The 17,430-nt window shown below is 66.8% G+C and carries 15 protein-coding genes; 11 read left to right on the forward strand and 4 right to left on the reverse strand.

Going from position 1 to position 17,430, the window contains the following annotated elements:
* Positions 1-22: 22 nt before the first annotated feature.
* The 11 genes from WC815_10145 (at position 23) to WC815_10195 (ending at position 13,824) form a co-directional block, all read left to right on the forward strand.
* A complete protein-coding gene (locus WC815_10145) occupies positions 23-1,264 on the forward strand; it encodes an MgtC/SapB family protein (GenBank protein MFA5909125.1) in 1,242 nt (413 codons plus the stop codon).
* 204 nt (positions 1,265-1,468) lie between these two features.
* Positions 1,469-1,882 (forward strand): cytochrome c, encoded by a 414-nt coding sequence (locus WC815_10150; protein ID MFA5909126.1) that lies wholly within the window; start codon positions 1,469-1,471, stop codon positions 1,880-1,882.
* 66 nt (positions 1,883-1,948) lie between these two features.
* On the forward strand, positions 1,949-3,337 hold the full coding sequence (locus tag WC815_10155) for a multicopper oxidase family protein (GenBank protein ID MFA5909127.1): 1,389 nt from the start codon (positions 1,949-1,951) through the stop codon (positions 3,335-3,337).
* 89 nt (positions 3,338-3,426) lie between these two features.
* The gene (locus WC815_10160) at positions 3,427-4,002 is read left to right on the forward strand and encodes an SRPBCC family protein (protein MFA5909128.1); all 576 of its coding nucleotides are present in this window, start codon (positions 3,427-3,429) and stop codon (positions 4,000-4,002) included.
* A 118-nt stretch (positions 4,003-4,120) separates the two neighbouring features.
* Positions 4,121-4,651, forward strand: a complete 531-nt coding sequence (locus WC815_10165; protein ID MFA5909129.1) for a hemerythrin domain-containing protein — start codon at positions 4,121-4,123, stop codon at positions 4,649-4,651.
* A 47-nt stretch (positions 4,652-4,698) separates the two neighbouring features.
* Positions 4,699-5,391, forward strand: coding sequence for a Crp/Fnr family transcriptional regulator (locus WC815_10170; GenBank protein MFA5909130.1), 693 nt, complete (start codon positions 4,699-4,701; stop codon positions 5,389-5,391).
* A gap of 175 nt (positions 5,392-5,566) precedes the next feature.
* Positions 5,567-8,512: a carboxypeptidase regulatory-like domain-containing protein gene (locus tag WC815_10175; GenBank protein MFA5909131.1), complete on the forward strand. Its 2,946-nt coding sequence runs from the start codon at positions 5,567-5,569 to the stop codon at positions 8,510-8,512.
* 132 nt (positions 8,513-8,644) lie between these two features.
* Positions 8,645-9,961, forward strand: a complete 1,317-nt coding sequence (locus WC815_10180; protein MFA5909132.1) for an alpha-hydroxy acid oxidase — start codon at positions 8,645-8,647, stop codon at positions 9,959-9,961.
* A complete protein-coding gene (locus WC815_10185) occupies positions 9,961-10,578 on the forward strand; it encodes a YceI family protein (GenBank protein ID MFA5909133.1) in 618 nt (205 codons plus the stop codon). Before WC815_10180 ends, WC815_10185 begins: the two co-directional genes overlap by 1 nt.
* Positions 10,579-10,905: 327 nt before the next feature.
* Positions 10,906-13,380 (forward strand): hypothetical protein, encoded by a 2,475-nt coding sequence (locus WC815_10190; protein MFA5909134.1) that lies wholly within the window; start codon positions 10,906-10,908, stop codon positions 13,378-13,380.
* 30 nt (positions 13,381-13,410) lie between these two features.
* On the forward strand, positions 13,411-13,824 hold the full coding sequence (locus WC815_10195; protein MFA5909135.1) for a hypothetical protein: 414 nt from the start codon (positions 13,411-13,413) through the stop codon (positions 13,822-13,824).
* A gap of 65 nt (positions 13,825-13,889) precedes the next feature.
* On the opposite strand, the gene WC815_10200 is transcribed toward WC815_10195, so the two are convergent.
* The 4 genes from WC815_10200 to WC815_10215 are packed head-to-tail and all read right to left on the reverse strand — an operon-like array spanning position 13,890 to position 17,429.
* Positions 13,890-14,729 (reverse strand): ABC transporter permease subunit, encoded by an 840-nt coding sequence (locus WC815_10200; GenBank protein MFA5909136.1) that lies wholly within the window; start codon positions 14,727-14,729, stop codon positions 13,890-13,892.
* Positions 14,726-15,136 (reverse strand): nitrous oxide reductase accessory protein NosL, encoded by a 411-nt coding sequence (locus WC815_10205; GenBank protein MFA5909137.1) that lies wholly within the window; start codon positions 15,134-15,136, stop codon positions 14,726-14,728. Before WC815_10205 ends, WC815_10200 begins: the two co-directional genes overlap by 4 nt.
* Positions 15,133-16,032 carry an ABC transporter ATP-binding protein gene (locus WC815_10210; protein ID MFA5909138.1) on the reverse strand — a complete coding sequence of 300 codons (900 nt, stop codon included), beginning with the start codon at positions 16,030-16,032 and terminating at the stop codon, positions 15,133-15,135. The genes WC815_10205 and WC815_10210 overlap by 4 nt, the downstream gene beginning before the upstream one ends.
* Complete coding sequence (locus WC815_10215) at positions 16,029-17,429, reverse strand: nitrous oxide reductase family maturation protein NosD (protein ID MFA5909139.1); 1,401 nt, start codon at positions 17,427-17,429, stop codon at positions 16,029-16,031. Before WC815_10215 ends, WC815_10210 begins: the two co-directional genes overlap by 4 nt.
* Position 17,430: the final 1 nt, after the last annotated feature.

Genomic DNA, 17,430 nt, shown 5'->3' on the forward strand with positions numbered 1-17,430 from the left:
GCGGTAGACGTATGCTGTCTTTGTGAGCCTCGATCTGAACGCCATTGCCGGCCTGGTCGTCGCCATCCTGGGCGGCGCCGCGGTGGGCGTTGAGCGCCAGCGATCCGGGCACGCGACCGGCCCCGACGCGCGGCTGGGCGGCGTGCGGACCTTCACCTTGCTCGGCGCGCTCGCGGGCATTGTCGGCCTGCTCACCGGCGCGGGTTACGGCCTGACTGCGGGGCTGCTGATCGCCGGCGCCCTTGCCCTGGTCGTGGCCGGCTACATTCGCGCCAGCAAGAAAGACATCGACGCCACCACCGAGGTGGCGGCGCTTGTCGTCCTGGGCGCCGGTGTGCTCAGCGGCCTGGGCGAACTGCGCTTCTCCGCGGCCCTGACGACGCTCACGGTGCTGTTGCTGGCCGAGAAGCAGGGCCTGCACCGGTTCGTTGACCGCCTTGACGAGACCATGCTGGTCGCGGCAGCGCGCGTGGCGGTGATGTCGGTCGTGATCCTGCCGCTGCTCCCGGAAGGCCCGTTCGGGCCGGCACCCGGGATCCGGCCGCGCGACTTGTGGATCCTCGTCCTGCTGTTCTCCGGTCTGAGCTTCATTGGTTTCATCGCGCAGAAGATGGCCGGCGCCGCCGGCTATCCGTTGACCGGACTGCTGGGCGGTATCGTCTCATCGACCAGCGTGACGCTGGCGTTCGCGCGCCTGAGCCGCGTGCATCGCGCGCATGCCCCGGCGCTGGCCACCGGCGCCGTGGCCGCCAGCACGCTCCTGTTCCTGCGCGTCGCCGTCGCCGTGGCGGTGCTGAACGCGACGCTGCTCCAGACGCTTGGGTGGTACCTGGCGGCGCCGTTCGTGGCCGGCCTGATCGCGCTCGCGCTGGCGTGGCGATCGATGGACGGGCCCGCGTCCACGCCGTCGGCGCTGAAGAACCCGCTGCAGTTTCGCGCCGCGCTCGAGATGGCGGCGCTGTTCCAGGCCGTCCTGTACGGCGTGCACTTCGCGCGATCGTGGCTGGGCGAAGGCGGGCTGATGGCTGGCGGCTTCCTGCTCGGTCTCACCGACGTGGATGCGCTCACGCTGGCCATGACCCGGAGCGTCTCGACCGGCACATCCATCGATCTGGCGTGCCGTGCCATCCTCATGGGCGTGATCGCCAATTCGTTGATGAAGGCCGGCATAGCGGCTGTCGTCGGGGAGCGGCGGTTCGCCTGGCAGGTGGCGGCTTCGCTGCTCGCCATGGCGGTGGCCGGCGCGCTGATGCTCGTCCTGTGATTTCCAGAAGTGTGTCGCCGCCCCCCCCAGATGGCCCCTCAGGATCTCCCATCCCTGCGGACTATTTCGCAGTGTCCCGCTTGGTCATACTGTGCAGATAGCTTTTTGCGGCGATCCGAGGCAGTATGACGACGGTCATGGCGCTTGGCATGGCTCCTGCTTAACGTTACAAAAGCTGACCCACAGCAGAAGGAGAAGCTCCAGATGGTCCGACTTGTCTTCGCCACGCTCGTCGCTCTCGTGATTTCCGCCGGCTCGGCATTCGCCCAGCCGAAGATCGAAACCGGTCCAATCAAGAACGTCTCCGCTTCGGACGCCAAGGGCATGTTCGACAGCTACTGCGCCGTGTGTCACGGCAAGGACGGCCTGGGCAAAGGCCCGGCTGCCACCGCGCTCGCCAAGGTTCCCGCCGATCTCACCAAGGTCAGCACGCGGAATGGCGGGAAGTTCCCGGACGTCAAGGTTCGCCGCTACATCGAGGGCCTGGATGAAGTACCTGCGCACGGCACCAGAGACATGCCGATGTGGGGCACCTTGTTCAACTCGTTGAGCCGTGACACCGCCCAGCTTCGCGTCGCGGCGCTGGCGGACTACATCAAGTCGTTGCAGAAGCCCTAGTTTCAAGTCCCGTCGGCGGGGCGAGGCCGTTCCCTCGCCTCGCCCGCACGTGCTAGCGTCACACCCATGACTCGTCGTCAACTCCTCGCGTTGACGTGTTGGTGGGGTTCGTCTGCTGCGATCGGCCGCGCCCAGCACACCCAACACGGGGACGCGCCGCGGCCCCAGTCTCCGCTCCAGCCCCAACAGTTTACGGAACCGGCCGACATCACGCTGCGCATCGGCGAGCTGTCGCTCGAGTTGAAGCCCGGCCGCACGGTGAAGACCCTCGCCTACAACGGCCAGGTGCCGGGTCCGCTGCTGCGTGCGCAGCGCGGCCGCCCCGTGATCCTTGATGTGTACAACGACAGCAAGGAAATGGACATCGTCCACTGGCACGGCCTTCACATCCCGTCGGACGTCGACGGCGTGTATGACGAGGGCACGCCCGGCGTCCCGCCCAACGGCGGCCGCACCCGTTACCGCTTTACGCCGGACCCCGCCGGCACCCGTTGGTACCACAGCCACAACACCGCCGGCCGCAACTTCAAGGTGGGCACCTACACCGGCCAGTTCGGCATGCTGGTGGTCGAGAACGGCGATGAACCGGGCGCCCACGATCTGGAAGTGCCGATCCTGCTTCACGAATGGGATCCGCGGGTGACGGCCGAAGGCCCGGCCGACGTGACCTACCGCTACCACTCGATCAACGGCAAGATGCTGGGCGCCGGCGAACCGGTGCGCGTGCGGCAAGGGCAGCGCGTGCTGTTCCGCATCCTGAACGCGAGCGCCACGCTGCATCACAAGCTGGCCCTGCCCGGACACCTGTTTCACGTCATCGCCCTCGACGGCAACGCGGTGCCCACGCCGGCCAGCGTGCCGATGCTGGAACTCGGCCCCGGCGAGCGCGTGGATGCGATTGTCGAGATGAACCGTCCCGGCGTGTGGATCCTCGGTGAGACGCGGACCGCTCAGCGCGATGCCGGATTGGGGATTGCCATCGAGTACGCGGGCCAGGCGGGCCCGCCGCGATGGCTGCCGCCGGCGATCGACGGCTGGAGCTACCTGCCGTTCGGCAAGCCCGACGCGGTCGCGGAGCCCGACGGCCGCCTGACCATGGTGTTCAAGCCCAAGGGCGACGGGCACAGCTGGACCATCAACGGCCAGTCACACCCGCGTATCGACCCGATCGTCGTGCGCGCCAACCAGCGCTATCGCTGGCTGATGGACAACCAGAGCGCCGACGCGCATCCGATCCACCTGCATCGCCACACCTTCGAGCTGGTCAAATACGCGGGCCAGCGCGTCTCAGGCATCTGGAAGGACGTCGTCGTCGTGCCGGCGTGGAGCCAGGTGGAGATCGACGTGCCCACCACCCAGCCGGGGCTGTCGCTGTTCCATTGCCACCATCAGTTCCACATGGACATGGGCTTCATGACGATGATGCGGTACGACACACCTGCGCGTAATGATTGATCCTGCTCGCCACCGGGTCATTTGCGATGGCCTTGACGTAGACTAGCTCGCGCCGGGCCGAGTCACGGCCGACGGGCATTGGAGGACTGATGCGGACTGCTCTCGCTCACACCATGGCCGCCGGCGCGCTGGCATTGTTCTGCACCCCTCACATCGCCCACGCCAAGGCGCCCGCGGCGGCCGCCCAGGCCGCCGCACCGGCCGCCGGCATCGTCGTCGACAACCCGGCCTACATCACGATCCCCCTCGAGATTGCCGTGGACCGGCCCGCCGCGGACGTGTGGAAGCGCGTTGGCAAGTACTGCGACATCGCCGAATGGCTGCAGATCCCAGCCGGCTGCAAGATGCTGTCTGGAGTCGAAGGCGAAGTAGGCTCGGTGCGATCGGTCGCCAATGAAGTGCTCGTCGGCAAGACCGAGCTGTCATACACCTACACGCAGACCGTGCGCGCGGGCCGGCCGTACAACCTTTATCACGGCACGCTTGAGGCCAGGCCGGTCACCGACAAGACCTCGAAGATCGTCTACACGCTGATGTACGACAACTCGATGCTGCCGGACGATGCGGCGAGGGAAAAGGACAAGGCGTCTCGCACGGCCACGTTCCAGCGGGCGATGACCAACATGAAGACTCTCGCCGAAGGCGGCAAGCTGGCTCCACGCTGAGCCAGCGCTCAGCGCGCCGCGCGGGGCCATATGACGGCGATCATGTGGCGGGTGGCGCCGCTCCGGTAGCATCGAGTGAGGCGCGAGTGCCTGGGGGTGTCCCAGGAGGGAACACCGGATGCGCGAAGGCAATCACGACGTCGCACCGCCCATCGACGACCTCTGCGCAAGCATTGTCTCGCGGCACCACGCTTACCTGCACCGCGCCTTGCCGATCATCCAGGAAGACCTCGGCCGCCTGGCGGACGACGACTGTGCGGCGGGCGCGCTGGCCGAGACGCGCGCCGTGGTCGCCGACCTCATGCAGCAACTGAAAGGCCACCTCTCGAAGGAAGAGAACGTCCTGTTCCCCGCGCTGGTGGCGCTGGCGCAGGCGGATCGCGAAGGCAGGAGCCGTCCCCCGCTGCCGTTCCCCACCGTGCTTCACCCCATCCGCATGATGGAGACCGAGCACGCCAGGATTGAGACCGCGATGGCGCGCCTGCGCGCTCTGACGCAGGGATTTGCTCCGCAGGACGACGCCACCCTGGCGTGGCGACATTGCCTGACCCAGCTGGCGCAACTCGACGCCGACCTGCGCGAGCATCACCGCACCGAGAACGAGGAGCTGTTCCCACGCGCGCTCGATCTCGAACGGCGCCTGCCTTAGCCGGCCTCTCGGTCGTGGCCTTGGCGCGGGTGGGCTATCATGCCCCCGTGCCCGCGCCTCCGGATGACGACCTGCTACGCCGGATCGCGTTGTTCCGGCGCCTCCCGCCTGAGGCCCGCGCCCGGGTGGGACAGGTCGCGCACCTGAAGTCCTACGAGCGCGGTGACCTGATCTTTTCCGAGGGCGAGCCCGGCGACTGCTTCATCGCCATCGTCACCGGCCGCGTCAAAGTGTTCAAGTCCACGCCGGCCGGCAAGGAAATCATCCTGGAGATCTTCGGTGCCGGCGATCCGCTGGGCGCGGTGGCGGTCTACGAGGGCGCGCCGTTTCCGGCGTCGGCGCTGACCCTCGAGCCGACGCAGTGCCTGCACATCGAGCAGTCGGCGTTCTTCCGCCTGCTCGAGCAGGATCCGTCGCTGGTGCGCGGCATGCTGTCGGGCCTGACCCTGCGCCTGGCGGAGCTGACGCGCCGCCTGGCCGAGCTGACCGGCGCGCGCGTCGAAGCCCGCTTTGCCCGCCTGTTCCTCAAGCTGTGCGATCAGATCGGCCGGCCGGAGCGCGGCGGTGTGTATGTCGCCATGCCGCTGTCGCGGCAGGAGCTGGCGGACCTGACGGGGACGACCATCGAAACCGCGATCCGGATCATGAGCCGCTGGCAGAAGGAAAACGTCCTGCACACGGAGAAGGACGGATTCGTGGTGCTCGATCGCAACGCGCTGGACGAGGCGTCGGCGACGTAAACGGCATCGGCGGCCGGGTGTGCACGAATTACGTGGGGCGCCCCGGTTCCCACCCACTCTGCGCGCGAAGATTCTGGTATAGTCCCGGCCGTCCCTTCATTTTCTTGAGTCCGCTTTCATAAGCGTTCGGTTTGCTCCGCTCCGCACTCGTAAACGACGAATCCGGAGGTGGTAGATGCGCAGGCTGCTTGTCAGTTGGCTCGTCACGTTGTTCTTGTGCGCGGCGGCGGTCCCGTTGCGGGCTCAACAGGGCACGGCGGAAATCGCCGGAAAGATCGCGGACGAACAGGGCGCGGTGCTTCCCGGCGTGGCGATTGTCGCCACCAACGAAGCCACCGGCGTGTTTCGCGAGGCCACCAGTGGCCCCGCCGGGACCTTCTTCCTCTCCCAGCTTGTTCCAGGGCCGTACCGGCTCGTCGCCAAGCTTCCGGGCTTCCGCACGACCGATCGGACCGGCCTGATCCTGCAGGTCGGAAAGACGCTTACGATCAACCTGTCGCTCGCGGTCGGCGGGCTCGAGGAGACCGTGCGTGTCACGGGCGAATCGCCGCTAATTGATACGACCAGCTCCAGGGTGGGCGGCAACATCGGCACCGCGGAACTGAGCGAGCTTCCGGCGATGAACCGCAACTACTTTTCGGTGGTGGCCCTCCTGCCGGGCATTCAGTTTTCGGCCTCCAACCAGATGGGCAATGACACCATCGTCGCGTCCGGCCAGTCCACGCAAGGGAACAACGTGTCGGTCGATGGCGGCTACAACGGGGACGACGCCCTCGGCACCAGTTCGGGTGCGCAGGTTCGCACCCCGCTCGAGGCGATCCAGGAATTCCAGGTCGTGACCAGCATGTACGACGCGGAGTATGGCCGCGCGGGCGGCGCGATCATCAACGCGGTGACCAAAGCCGGGACCAACCAGTTCAAGGGTGTGGTGTTCGGATACATGGCGAGCCCCAAACTGACGGCCGCCGATTACTTCGTCAAGACGGGAAACCTGACTAAGCCCACATCCAAGAAGCAGGAGTGGGGGGGCGTGCTCGGGGGCCCGATCATCAAGAACAAGGCGCACTTCTTCGTCAGTCTCGAGCGGCAGGTGGATAACCCAAACCGGACGCGGGTGTTTCAAAACCGGCCGGACCTGAACTTCTCGATTGCTGAGGATCGTACCGGCTGGAACACGGTCGTCCGCTTCGACCACCAGATCAGCGGGAATCACACGTGGGCGGTCCGCTGGCTGCGCGAGAGCGCGCCGCAGTTCCCCATCGTCGGGACCCGACAAACCCTGCAATCGGTGTCGGACGAGACCGACATCGATCAGACCGCGGTCGGCACCTTGACGAGCGTGCTCGGCAATGCCCGGGTCAATACGTTTCGGGTGGCGCGGACGTGGGAACACTGGTGGCACGGCAACGCCTGCTCCCGTGCCCTGGGTGAGGAAGACCTTGCCAAGATGTCCGATTGCCCGCCACAGCTCGACCAGTTGAGCTTCCTGGGCCAGGCCAGTACCGAGGCCCAGGGCCCCTGGGACTCCAACTACCAGATTGAAGACGACTTTTCCTGGTTCCTCCCAGGCAAGCGGGGGGACCACGAGATCAAGTTCGGCGCCCGCTACAACTACACGGAGCTGCGGCGGGTTTCTCAAATCAACATGAATGGCACGTTCCGCTTCAACACGGACCTGCCGTTCGACGCTGCCAATCCGAGAACCTATCCCGAACGGCTCACCATCCGGACCGGGGAGTACGACGCGACCATGAAGAACCACACGGTCGAAGCGTTCGCCCAGGACAAGTGGAAGATGGGCGCGCGGACGACCCTGAGCATCGGGCTTCGCTACGACCTCGAGATCATCCCGATCGACGAGACCGGCAATCCGCTGTTTGCTGCGGGCAGCAAGTCCCCGGTCGATCGCAACAACTTCGCACCCCGAATCGGGCTGACGCACTCGATGGACGAGGCGGGCAAGTCAGTGCTGCGTGCCGGATATGGGATCTTCTACAACCGGACGATTCTGGGAGCCATCGACGACACGCTGGAATTCGGCAAGTACACCTCGTCGGTCAACGCCACCTTCCCGAATAACAGCGCCGACCCCGGTCCGGCGGCGGGACGCTTCCCGACCGACCCGTTCCTCGTCAACGGCCCCGTCGTCAACTGGACGCTGCTCCGGCAGCAGTACCCGGCCGGGGCGCTCGTGAAGAACGCGGGGGCCGTGATCTTCGATTCTCCGGACCGGCAGATCCCCTACGCGCATCAGCTCACAGTGGGCTACGTGCGGGAGCTGGCCTCCTCGATGGCGCTCCACGTCGACTACGTCCGGATGGCCAATAAGGACATGTTCCTGGCGCGCAACCTCAACCCAATGGTCCGGGCGAACACCACCCGCACCGGCGCGATCACGCGCGTGGATGCCTTTGGCGTGCTGGGCGAGCCGTACAATCAGCAGGTCTGGGTGATGGAGAACACGGGCGAATCGACCTATAACGCGTTGAACCTGTCGCTCGAAAAACGGCACTCCAACAACTGGTCGGGCCGGGTCTCGTACTCCTTGTCGAAAGGCGTCGGCACGGCCAACAACCAGGCTGACAAGAACACCTACCAGGTCCTGACCGACCTCAACCTGGACGAGTGGCGGGCACCGAGCGACGTAGACCGCCGTCACATCCTGTCGATCGGCGCCCGAGCCGAGATTCCGAAGACCGGCGGGGCGACCGTGTCCACCACCGTGCGGTACATGAGCGGATCGCCGTTCACGCTGTACGACAGCAGCATCGATGCCAATCAAAACGGCGAACTCAACGATCCGCTCCCGGCCGGTACCTATAGCGGCACCGGCACGAACGCGTTGAAAGACGTGGAGTACGCTGGCGGGCGCAACGGCGCGTACGGCCCCGACTACTTCCAGGTCGACCTCCGGGCCGGCTGGCGTCGCAAGGTCGGCGGTGAGAGGGCGTTGGAACTCTTTCTGGACGTCTTCAACCTCACCAACCGCGCGAACTTCGACAATCCGACGGCAGCCTCGTCGGATCGCCGGACAGCCGCGACCTTCCTCGTGCTGACGAATCTGCGAGGCGGCGGCGGGTTCCCACGACAAGCGCAGATGGGCGTCCGCTTCGCCTTCTGAGCGCAGTCGAGGGTAGATGAGCGGACTAACGGGCGGCCGTGTTGAACGGCCGCCCGCGTTCGCGGTGCGGGAAAGAGAAAGGATGGAGCGAACATGGTTCCCCCTGATACCGGCGACGATCGAGCAGCGGACATGGCCGCGTCAGACCATCTGACAAGTCGGCGACATTTCTTCAAGCTGCTAGCTGGAAGCCCGCTGCTCGCCCTGGCCTACCCCACACTGCCGTCCAGCTGGCAGCAGGCGGTGAGGCAGGAGCTGCAGGCCGGCGGCGCAACGCTGCAGGCACCAAGCGCCCTGGATACGCACTTCACCGGGCAGCTGATTGAGACGGCCGCTGAAGCTATCAACGTGTGGGATTTCGAGAGGGTCGCCCACGCCGGCAACCTGCCTGAACATTGGGCCTACCTCCACATGGGTGTCGACGATCTCGAGACGCGCGTGGCGAACCGAGAAGGCTTCCAGCGCCTCATGCTTCGCCCACGGCGCCTGGGGCCTGATACCACCAAGTTGGACACGTCGGTCCAGTTGTTCGGTCGCAAATGGGGCACGCCGCTGTTTCTTTGTCCGGTCGCGGCGCTCGAGGCGTATCACACCCAGGGCGAAAGTGGAGCCGCCCGCGCGGCGCGAGCGCGAGGCATTCTGCAGATTCAGTCGAATCAGAGCTCGCAGTCGTATGAAGCCATCGCGGAGGCGAGGGGCGAGCCACAGTGGTTTCAGCTCTACACGACACCCGACTGGAACGTGAATAAGAAAGTGATCGACCGCGTGGCGGCGGCAGGGTGCCCCGTTCTGGTGTGGACCATTGATCTGCTGGGTGGCAGCAATCGGGAGCTCGCGAGGCGCTCTCTCGGCAGCCAGCAATACGACCGACCGCTCTGCCAGAACTGTCACAACCACAAGCCGGGCTACCAGAGGCCGATGCGCCGCGGCCTGGACGGTCCTCCCGGACCTCGTCCGTCATACACGTGGGACTACGTCAAGCGTCTTAAGGATGCCACCAGCATGAAGGTGATCCTGAAGGGCATCGTCACGCGTGAGGACGCGGAGTTGGCCATCGCCAACGGCGCCGACGGCATCTTCGTGTCCAACCACGGCGGCCGCGCCGAGAACAGCCTCCGTTCGACGATCGAGGCCCTCCCCGAGGTCGTCGCCGGCGTGAAGGGCCGGGTTCCCGTTCTCGTCGACAGCGGCGTCCGCCGCGGCGCCGATATTTTCAAGGCCCTTGCGCTTGGCGCCGACGCCGTGGGGATCGGCCGGCCTTACGTCTGGGGCCTTGGCGCGTTCGGTCAGGAAGGCGTCGACAAGGTGATCGGGCTGCTCCTCGACGAGTTCACGATGGTCATGAGGCAGACGCGGACGACGACGATCGATCAAATCGGTCCGCAGTTCGTGATGGAAGGGCGGGCGCCGATCATGACGCGCAACAACAACCTGGGCTTCGGTCTGTGATGTCGACGCCGGCGGGAGCGGAAGGAGTGTCGCGAATGTCACCGCGTTGGGGAATCAAGCTTGGGCTGGCGATCACGCTCAGTGCCGGACTGGTGGCCGTGCCGGCGCGCTCGGCGGCCGCGCAACAACAAAACGTTGACTTCACGGTGTCTGGGACATCGACCATCCGCGGGTGGACGTGTTCGGTGAGGGGTGTGATGGCCGTGACTCCCGGCGCCGGCTCGGCCCAGCCGGCGGCGCCGGGCTTTGCGACTGGGGTGCAGGCCGCGACGGTTACGGTTCCGGTCAAGGAGTTCAAGTGCCCCAACGACGAGATGACGCAACATCTTCTCGAGGCCATGAAGGCCGACAAGTTCGCCGAGATCGTTTACCGCCTGGAGCAATACGAGGTGAAGGGCGGACAGACTCAGGCGACAGGCACGCTGACGATTACCGGTGTGACGCAGCCAATCAGCTTGCCCGTCGCGCTGAAAGCATCCGACAAGGATGTTCAGATCGAGGGGAACACGCGAATCGACATGACGAAGTTCGGCGTCGATCCGCCGGTGGTGATGCTGGGGTTGCTGAAAGTGGGGCCACAGATCCGCATTGAGTTCAAGGGTCTTTTCCCCAGGTAAACAGGCGGTCGCTCAGATGTCGGCGCGCGACAGCGCGCGCGAGTTCGCCGGCCCGCTGCGCAGAAGTCGACCCGCCTCCACTTGCTGAGCTAGAGACGTGCCGGGGGCCGGCCTCGGGCCTGGTACGATCGCGTGAACCACGGCGGAGATTTCCACGAAAGTTGCGAATATTCCCCAGTGCCGGGTGCGGTTTCCGGTTATGCACGGCCACCCTGAGGGGTAACCGGCGGCACGTACCTTGCCTCTATCCAAGGGATAGGCAGCCAGCGATCGTCCTCGATCGCGATCACCCGTGGGACGAGTGGTTGGCCCGTTGGAGGTGCCGCCGTGACCCGCTCTGCGCTCCTTGCCAGCCTCGCTTTCGCCGGCCTCGTGGCCGTTGCGAGTGCCCAGTCCCCTCAGACCGCCACCGTGTCGACCCCGGCGGCATCCGCGGTGCTGTTCGAGGACCGCTTCGCGAGTCCCGACGCCAACACTCCCGGTCCGCGCTGGCGCGAGTACACGCTGCGGCGAAACACGGTGCGCGCCGAGGAGAGCCCGTGGCGCATCAACAACAACAGCCTGTCGTTCGAGGCCCTCGGCACCGGCGAGTACATCGAGGACCTGGTCGAGACCGTCGATACGTTCCCGATGGACAACGTGCGCGTGGAGTTCGAGTTCCGCGGCGAAGCCGGCACCGGCAGGGGCTACGTGGGTCCCACCGTGTGGTGGAGTGCCGATGCGAGAAATCTCTCCGGTGCCGGCAATGTGAGCACGGGGCCTCCGCTGATCGGCGTGCAGGCGACCTATCGCTGGGAGAACCGCGGCACGCGCGGCGTCACCATCAACGTCGGTGGCGTGATGAAGGACCATCCGGATGCGATCTTCGCGGGACTGAATGAGCCGAGATTCGCCAGGCACGTTCTCACGATCGCGAACGGGCGGGTCACGTACGAGTCCGCGGGATTTCCAGCCGTCACCTACCCCCTGGCGTCGCCGCCGCGCCCGGGCGAGCGGCGGCACCTGGCCTTTGGCGCGCGCGTATACGACGCGGGGGACGTGCAGGTGTTGCAGTTCCGCAACCTGAAGATCACGGCGCCCGGCAACGGGGTGCTCACGACCGGCGGGACTCAAGGGGGCACGGTGCCGCCATCTCCGGGCGCTGGAGGAGTTCGGACGGGGCCGGCCGTTCAGGTCTTGTCGGCCAACGTGCCGCCGGCCGGCGGAACGTTGAGCGTCCAGAGACCCGGCGATCCCCTGGATCGCTTCACGATCGAGGTGCCACTGAACTCCTACCCCGCCGCCCGCCGCTTTGCCGTTTCCTATGAGCCGATCGTCAGCCACACGTTGGGCCGCAGCGTGACGCCGATTTCGCCTTTGATCACCGTGGATAACGGCGGCGCCCTGGCCGACGCCATGATGAGAGTCACGATCCCCGTCAAGGTGCCGGAAGGCTACTTTGCGATGGGGTTCTTTGTTGACCCGCGGTCGGGAAAGCTCGAAGGCATGCCGCTGCTGGCGATCAGCCGTGAGGCGATCACCGTTGCAACCAGGCACTTCTCCTCGTTTCTGGTCAGCATGATCCCGCTGGCGGAGCTCGACCAATCCATCCTCAGCGGGATGATCGACACGGGTTTCCGGCCTGGCCTGGACGACTGGGAGTTTCCGAACCTGGGTTCGTATATCGAACCCGACGGTCACTGCGCCGGCCAGTCACTCACCGCCCTGTGGTACTTCGTGAACCGCCCTGACGGCCCTGGCGTGCACCTTTGGAACCGCTACGATCGCAACGGCGCCAGGCCGGCCACGCCCGACCTGTGGTACGACGACAGCCGGGCATATCGCCTGGCCTCAACTGTTCACAACGACATCAACTGGGGGACGTGGGAGAACAAGCTGATGTTCCAGTTGGCCGGCGCGAGCGATCACTTGACGCTCCGCGCGTTCGCGTACGCGATGATCGCCACCGGTGAACCGCAGGAAGTGGGCATCTTCAGTTCCACGGGGGGTGGCCACGACATGGTCGCGTACCTGATAAAGGACAGCACTCTCTACATCGCCGACCCCAACTATCCGGGTGACAACAATCGTCGAATCGTGTTCGACCATGCGACCGGAAAGTTCAAGCCCTACAACTCGGGACTCAATGCGGCTGCCATCGCCGCAGGCCATGGCCAGGCCTTCGAAACGATTCAGTACGCCGCGAAGTCGGCTACGGTCGACTGGGGGGTGATTGGTCGCCGCTGGGGGGAGATGCAGGCCGGGTCGATCGGGACCAGCTTGTTTCCGGGATACCAGCTGTACTGGGTGAACGAACAGGGCCAGCCGACGCCGCTGACGGAGGGCGCGGTCATCGAGCAGACCTACGTCAAGTTCGCCTTCAAAGTGACTGGTGCCGCGGAGTCCGCAGCCCTGATCTACCTCAATGGCGCGCCCGCAGAGAAGAGCGTCAACGGAATGTACGAGTTGCGTCCAGGCAGGAATGAAGTCGGCGTGGCGCTTGTCGGCAAGCGCACTGCGGCGCAGAGCGACTACGCCTATATTGACTTCAAGTACGTGAACGTAAACTCTGCCGCGACGCCCGTCGATGATCCGAAGCCGGACAACGACGACAACCTCTGCGCCAGCGTTCTCGAGAGCGCGTCGGCGGCCGGCATGTCGCCGACGGCGTACTACCGTGCCGAGGCGGCGAAGAATCCGCCCGACCCGTCTGGCCAGCCCTCGGCGGCACCGATGGAGGTGGTCGTTTGCGGCTGCCCCGTCAATGTGAGCGACAGCGTCCTGCTGGCCTGCCTGGAAGGCCGAGACCCCAAGCAGCAGTGATCACGCTCAGAAACATGTTCGGAGGGAATCATGGCTAGTCTTCAACGCGCCGCACTCCTCGACACTCTCCGCACGCTCGCCGAGGCCGAAGGCCTCCACGCCGAAAGTGCCGCGAACGGCCTCACCGCCGAGCGCGAGATCCCGATGGGCAAGTGGTTCCTCGGCGGCCGCAAAGCCGTGTACCGCATGTCCTGCAATCTCGATGACAGCGCCCACGACGTGAAGTTCCGCGAGATGACCACGGAGTCGTCTTGGGGCGTGCCGCCGCCAGGCTTCAAGGTCGAGGTCACCTCGCAGTCGGGCATGCGCACCAGGCAGTCGACCACCGTGAAGTCGATCGCGGGCGGCGGGACATTCGACATCGGGCACTTCCGCGAGGCACTCGAGACCGCGGTCGGCGCGGCCGGCTGGCAATTCCATCTCGAAGCCGGGCGCCGGCCCTGACCAGAAAGCAGTCGACGACACGTCTGACGAGCCTTTTGCTGGGTGGTAGGAGAGGCGGCGGAGCCCTAGATGTCGGCGCGTGAGAGCGCGCGCATGGCCACCAGCAGCGGCGCGATCAACCAGGCGAAGAGCGACGCCGCGATCAGGACCGCCGCCATTCCCGCCCCGCCGGTAAAGCGCAACAGCGCCAGCGACGCCGCCCCGAACGCGGCCGTGCCTTCGATGGCGAGCAGCGACCCGGTGCGGGCCGCGTCCACCGGATTGATCAACGTCGCCGTAATCAGCAGGCGCGACGCGGTGCCCGACCGCAACATCGAGGCGACGCCAAGCACCGCTACGTCGAACATCACCACCGTGACGAACCAGACCACCAGGGCCGCGGCCAGCACGCGGGTGCGGCGGCCGGCGTTGATGCTGGCGAGCAGGGTGGCGATGGCGAGAAACACGCCGGTGATGGCGACGGCGGTCAGCACCAGCGCGCCGTAGCGCCAGAGCCCGTCCGGACCGGCCTGGTATTGCATGAACACCCCCGCGATGCCGAAGCCGATGAACTCCGCCGCGGCCAGCGCCAGCCACACGCCCAGCATCCGCCCCAGCAGGATGGCGCCCCGGTGCACCGGTTGCGAGTAGAGCAGCTCCGCGGCGCCGCGGTCGGGCGTGAGGGCGAGCCCGCCGAACACCAGCGCGGCCAGCGGCACCAGCAACAACACGATCTGGACCAGCGACACGGCGGTGCGCGAGAAGTCCTGGACGCCGTACCCGCCGGAGAGGATGTAGCCGGCGCCCGACACCGCGAGCGCGAGCAGGGCGAAAACCACGGCGAACAACTGCAGCCACCGCGACCGCACGGCCAGCACGAGCTCGTAACGCGCGCAGATCCAGAGCACCGATCGCAGGGAGGTCATGGGATCACCGCCGCCTGGCTGCCGCCGGCCGCGGCCGGATCGGCGTCTCGAGACGCCGCGTCGGCATGGGCGAGCAGGCCAGACGCCATCGGCGTGGAAGTTGAGGTCCTGGTGAACACCGCGGTCCGTGCCTCCACCCAGGCACCGGTGCGATGGTCGGTCACGTAGACCACCGCATCGGCCGGCGCGGCGCGCCTGGCCAGGTAGTCCCGCAGGCAGCCGATCTCGTCGAAGAACACCGGCTCGTCGCCGGCGCGGACGATTTGCGCGGCCGTGGCGCGTGACACGATCGTCATGCGGCAGTAGGCGCACGCGTCTTCGCCCAGTGCCACGGTGGCCGGCTCCGGCGGCCCTCCGGCACACGCGCTCATGGTGACCAGGGCGGCGGCCAGCATCCACCTCGTCATGACGCCGCTCCAATCAGCTCGCGATAGAACGCGTCGAGCCGGCCTTCTTCCGCGGTGAGGCCACGGATCTCGGCGCCGGACTCGCGGATCAGATCGAGCACCAGCGGGCGCGTCGATGCCGAGCCGGGGATGATCAGCTCATCGCCGGACCACCGGGCCTCGGGGGCGCTGGCGCGGACGCGCTCGAGCAGCCCGTCGATTCGCGCCGCCAGCCGCACGCGCATGACGCCACGGTCCGCCAGCCGCGCCGCCAGGTCGCGCTCGGTGAACTGGGCCACGAGCTTGCCGGCGACGATGACCGCGACGACGTCGGCGAGGCGTTCGATGTCGCCGAGCTGGTGCGAGCTGAAGAAGACGGTGCCGCCCGAGCGCCGGCGCGTCTCGACCAGGCCATAGAACGCACAAAGGCCATCGGGGTCGAGCGCCGCGGTGGGCTCGTCGAGCAGCAGCACTTCGGTGGTGCCCAGCGTGGCCACCGCCAGCCCGAGCCGCTGCACCATGCCGCCGGAGTAGGTGCCGACGGTCCGCGCCCCGGCGCCGTTGAGCGACGCGAACTTCAGGACGCGATCGGCGGCATCAGCGGGAGCCGAGCGCAGCCGGCGGTAGAACTCGACGACTTCGCGGCCGGTGAGCGTTTCCGGAAACGACACCCGCTGCGGCAGGAACGAACAGGAGCGGCGGCCGCGAGGGTCGAGTGCGCTGATGCGATCGTGGCCCAACACCACCTCGCCGGCGTCGGGCCGGATCAGGCCGGCCGCCGCCTTGATCGACGTGGTCTTGCCGGACCCGTTCGGTCCGAGCAGCGCCACCACCGCCCCGGACGGCACCACCAGCGTCAGGGCGTCCACGGCGGTCCTGCCGTCGAAGCGCTTCGTGAAGGCGCGGTATTCGATCACGATGCCCGCCTTGGCCCGCCGAAGCCTGGGCGGAGGCGGCCCGCCGCGAGCAACCCGCCGCCAAGCAGGAGGAGAAGGAGCGGCGGGCCGGTGCTCGCGACGGAGCGGGATGCGGCGACGGACGCCTGCGTCGGCACCGCGTCGAGAACGGGAAGACGCGCCAGCGGATGCGCGTCGACAACGGGAATCGGGTCGAGGACCGGGAAGGCCCGTTCCGCCGCGCCCAGCGCCGTTGCCGCCAGGCTGCGCGAGAACAGGTCGGCGGCGGTCAGGTTGCCGCGCAGGTGATCGAACACATTCGACAACCGGTACGGCCGGTCGCTGACGCCGTCGCCGTCGAGGTCGGGGTCGCCGTGGTCGGACCAGTAGTTGCCGTCGAACACGGTGTCGGTGCGCTTGCCCGACAGCGACAACGGTGTCAGGTTGCCGACGAAGGCGTTGCCCTCGAAGGTGTTGGCGCCACTCGAGTCGTAGATCACCAGCGCCATGTCGGACATCGCCACGAGGTTGCGGCGGAAGTGATTGCGGTACGAGCCCTCGAGGAAGATGCCGCGGGCGTTGTCGGCAATCAGGTTGTCTTCGGCCACCACGTCGTCACATGCCTTGAGGAGCAGGCCGACCGAGGCGAAGCCGCGGTTGTTCACGAAGCGGTTGCGGCGGAAGACCATGCGGTTGGAATACATCAGCGCCGCGCCGGCGGCGCCGCGCTCGAACACGTTGTCTTCGAACACGTTGTCGTCCGAGAACATGTAATGGAGGCCGTAGCGGAGGTCGCTGGCGTGGTTGCCGCGCACCAACCCGTGAGACGAGGACTGGATGTAGAACCCGTCGCGGGCGCCGGTGATGGTGTTGCCGGTCAGGCGGAAGCGCAGGCTGTTCCAGACGTGGATGCCGCTGCCCTTCTCGCCCGGATCGCGCCCGGGAATGCCGGTGATCGTGGTCTGCTCGACCGTTGCATCGTCCGCTTCCCGCAAGTAGACGCCGAACAGCGCCTGGCGGATGCGGCAGTCGCGAATGGTGACGCGCGCCGCGGCGACGTGAATGCCGGAGGTGTCCCGGCCCAGGTCGCCGGTGCCGCGGCCGTCGATATCGAAGCCCTCGATGATGACGCCGGCGGCACGCACGCGGACCACGCTACCGGTGCCCGATCCGCGGAGGGTCGGACGACCCATGCCGCTGAGGGTGATCGGGACATCGATGAACAGGTCGCCGTCGTAGGTGCCGGCCGGCACCACCACTCGATCGCCACGGTGCGCGCGATCGACCAGGGCCTGGAGGGGCGAGGCGTGCTGCGCGGGCGGACGTCCCTCGACCCCGGGCCCAGGCGGCAGCGCGTCCGGGTCGGTCACGGCCCCCTGCAGCAGGCCCATCAGCAACAATACCGTGCCCGCCGTCATG

Source organism: Vicinamibacterales bacterium (assembly GCA_041659285.1).
In the GTDB taxonomy this organism is placed as follows: domain Bacteria; phylum Acidobacteriota; class Vicinamibacteria; order Vicinamibacterales; family UBA2999; genus 12-FULL-67-14b.